The following is a 3,942-nucleotide window of genomic DNA, read 5'->3' on the forward strand; positions in this document are numbered from 1 at the left end:
GTACATGGTCCCGGCGCTGGTGGTCATCGACCGGCTGCCGATCACCGTGAACGGGAAGCTGGACCGTGCGGCGCTGCCCGCGCCCGCCGTCCAGGCCGGTACCTCCCGCGCGCCCGCCACCCCGCGTGAGGAACTCCTCTGCGCGATCTTCGCCGAGGTCCTCGGATTGCCCGAGGTCGGCGCGGACGACGACTTCTTCGAGCTGGGCGGGCACTCGATCCTGGCCACGCGGGTGATCGCCCGGGTGCGGGCCCGGCTGAACACCACGCTGACGCTGCGCGACGTGTTCGAGGTGTCCACGCCCGCGCTGCTGGCGGACCGGCTCGGGCCGCAGGACGCGGAGCGCCCGCCGCTGCGGGCCGTCCAGCGACCGGAGCGGATCCCGGCCTCGCCCGCCCAGCGCCGCCTGTGGCTGATCGAACGGCTGGCCCAGAACGGCGTCGCCTACAACCTGCCGATGGTGTTCCGGGTGCGCGGCGAACTGGACACCGAGGCGCTGCGGGCGGCGCTCGGCGACGTGGTCGCGCGGCACGAGACGCTGCGCACGGTGCTCGTGGAGGAGCACGGCGAACTGCTGCAGCGGATCGTGGACGCGCCGACGGCCCGCGTGCCGTTCCGGGTCGGCGGGTGCGCGGAGGCGGACCTCGCCGCCCGGGTGACCGAGGCGGCGCGCCCGCCGTTCGACCTGGCCACCGGCCCGCTGCTGCGGGCCGAGGCGCTCCGGCTCGGCCCGGACGACCACGCGGTGGTGCTGGTCCTGCACCACGTCGTCACCGACGAGTGGTCCGACCGGCCCTTCCTGACCGACCTGACCACGGCGTACACGGCGCGCGCGGCCGGGCGCGCACCCGGCTGGGCGCCGCTTCCCGTGCAGTACGCCGACTACACGCTGTGGCAGGCGCGGCTGCTCGGCGACCCGGCGGCCTCGGCCGACAGCCTGAGCGCCCGGCAGACCGCCTACTGGCGGCGCGCGCTCGCCGGGCTGCCCGACGAGATCCCGCTGCCGTTCGACGCCCCCAGGCCGGGCGAACGCGGCGGCGTCGGCGGGGTGATCCGCGCCGAGGTGCCCGCCGAGGTCGCGCGGGAGCTGCGCGCCCTGGCCGCCGAACGCGGGGTCAGCATGTTCATGCTGGTCCAGGCCGGTACGGCGGCGCTGCTGCACCGGATGGGCGGCGGCGGCGACATCCCGCTGGGCGTCCCGGTCACCGGCCGGGCCGACGCCGCGCTCGACGACCTCGTGGGGTTCTTCGTGAACACCCTCGTGCTGCGCACGGACGTATCCGGCGACCCGGCGTTCACCGATCTGCTCGACCGGGTCCGGGAGACCGACCTGGCCGCTTTCGACCACCAGGACCTGCCGTTCGAGCAGGTCGTCGAGGCGCTGCACCCGGTGCGCGCGGCGGGCCGCAACCCGCTGTTCCAGGTGGCGCTGAGCTACCGCCATCAGGACGGCGAGCCGTCCGGAGTGCTCGGGCTGCCGGTCGAGTGGCTGCCCACGGCGGACGAGGCCGCCCAGTTCGACCTGGACTTCATGTACGTCGAGGACGACGACGCGCTCACCCTGCTGCTCGGGTTCGCCCGCGACGTCATGTCCGAGGCGAGCGCGGCGCGGCTGGCCGAGCGCATGATCGGCGTGCTGGCGCAGGTGGCCGCGCGGCCGGAGACGCCGGTCGGGCGACTACGGGTGCTCCTGGACGACGAGCGGCGGGCCGCCCTCAGCACCTGGAACGACAGCGGCCCGCCGGTGGAGACGCGGACCGTGCCCGAGCTGTTCGCCGACGTGGCGCGCGCCCGGCCGGACCATGTCGCGCTGGTCACCGAGCGGTCCCGGCTGACCTTCGCCGAGCTGTCGGCGCGGGTGAACGGAGTCGCCGGGCTGCTGCGGCCGTACGGCTCGCCGGGTGAGACGGTGGTCGGGCTCGCGCTGCCCCGCGACGCGATGGTCCCGGCGATCCTGGGCACGCTCGCCGCCGGGATGACGTACCTGCCGATCGACCCGAACCTGCCCGCCGAGCGGCAGGCGCGGATGCTGGCGGACGCGGCGGCGGCCTGTGTGCTGACCACGCCGGAGATCGCCGGACGCCTGCCCGCCGGGGTTCCGCCGGTGATGGTGGACGCCCCGGTGACCGCCGTGCCGTCCGGCCCGGTCCGGGTGCCACCGGCCGCGGCCGCCTACGTGATCTACACCTCGGGGTCCACCGGCGTCCCGAAGGGCGTGGTCGGCACCCACGGCGGGCTGAGCAACCTGTTCGCCTCGCAGCGGCGCGACGTGATCGACCCCGCAGCGGCGCGGGCCGATGGACCGCTGCGGGTAGTCCACCAGGTCTCGTTCTCCTTCGACGGGTCGTGGGAGCAACTGCTCTGGCTCCTGGCCGGGCACGAGCTGCACGTCGTGGACGACCAGACGCGCGCCGACCCGGCGCGGCTGCTCTGCTATCTGCGCGAAGAGCGCATCGACTACCTGGACACCACGCCCAGCCTGCTGCTGGAGCTGACCGGCCAGGGGTTCCTCGACCCGGGCACCCACGTCCCGCAGGTACTGAGCGTGGGCGGCGAGGCCACTCCCCCGGCGCTGTGGGAACGGCTGCGGGCGCTGCCCGGCACGCTGGTGCACGACCTGTACGGCCCGACCGAGTGCGCCGTCGAGGCGTACGGCTGGCACCACGACCAGCGGGGAACGTGGGCCGGTCCGCTGGCCGACACCCGCGTGCACGTGCTGGACTCCTCCCTCCAGCCGGTCCCGGCGGGCGTGCCCGGCGAGGTGTACCTCGCCGGGGCCGGGCTCGCCCGTGGCTACCTGAACCGGCCGGGCGCTTCGGCGGCCCGCTTCGTGGCCGACCCGTACGGCGGGCCGGGCGAGCGGATGTACCGCACCGGCGACCTGGGCCGCCGCGACGCCGACGGCACACTGCGCCTGCTGGGACGCGCGGACGACCAGGTGCAGTTGCGCGGCCTGCGGATCGAGCCCGGCGAGATCGAGAGCGCGCTGATCGCGCATCCGGGGGTGGCCCAGGCGGCGGTGCTGGTCCGGGAGGACGTTCCGGGGAACCGGCGGCTGGTGGCCTACGTCCGTTCTTCCGGCGAGGCCGCGCCGGCGTCGGCTGAGTTGCGGGACTTCCTCGCGCGGGCGCTGCCGGAGTACATGGTGCCGGGCGTGTACGTCGCGGTGGACGCGCTGCCGCTGACGGCGAACGGGAAGCTGGACCGTGCGGCGCTGCCCGCGCCCGCCGTCCAGGCCGGTACCTCCCGCGCGCCCGCCACCCCGCGCGAGGAACTGCTCTGTGCGATCTTCGCCGAGGTCCTCGGATTGCCCGGCGTAGGGACGGACGACGACTTCTTCGAGCTGGGCGGGCACTCACTGCTGGCGGTTCGCGCGGTCAACCGCGTGCAGACGGCGCTCGGCCATCCCGTCCCTTTGCGGGCGTTGTTCGACGCGCCCACCCCCGCCCGCCTGGCCACTCATCTCGACGAGGCCGCCCAAACGCCGCTCCCGGCACTCGGCGGACGGCCACGCCCGGCGAGCGTGCCGGTGTCCCCGGCCCAGCGACGGCTGTGGTTCCTGCACCGCCTGGACGGCGGCACCATCTACAACGTCCCGTTGCACACCCGTCTCCACGGCGCGCTCGACACGCACGCCCTGCGTCTCGCGTTCGGCGACCTCATCGAGCGGCACGAGCCGCTGCGGACGCTGTTCCGGGAGATGGACGGCGAGCCCTTCCAGCACCTGCTGACCCCGGACGAGGCCCGCGCGCTGCTGGTCATCGACCGGAACCCCGAGGGGCACCGCTTCGACCTGGCCAATGAGCTGCCGATCCGGGTGAGCCTGGTACAGGAGGGTCCCGCCACCTGGCTGCTGGTGATCGAGCTGCACCACATCGCCGCCGACGGCTGGTCCATGCGGCCCCTCGCCCACGACCTGTCGGCCGCCTACCAATCCCGTAG

At 74.8% G+C, this 3,942-nt stretch carries 1 protein-coding gene; it reads left to right on the top strand.

Annotated features, from left to right (window positions below; genetic code table 11):
* A partial coding sequence (locus tag P3X83_RS43005; protein ID WP_277311229.1) for an amino acid adenylation domain-containing protein occupies positions 1-3,942 on the top strand: 3,942 nt, incomplete at both ends.

The sequence above is a fragment of the Spongiactinospora sp. TRM90649 genome (genome assembly GCF_029382225.1).
Taxonomy (GTDB): Bacteria; Actinomycetota; Actinomycetes; order Streptosporangiales; family Streptosporangiaceae; genus Spongiactinospora.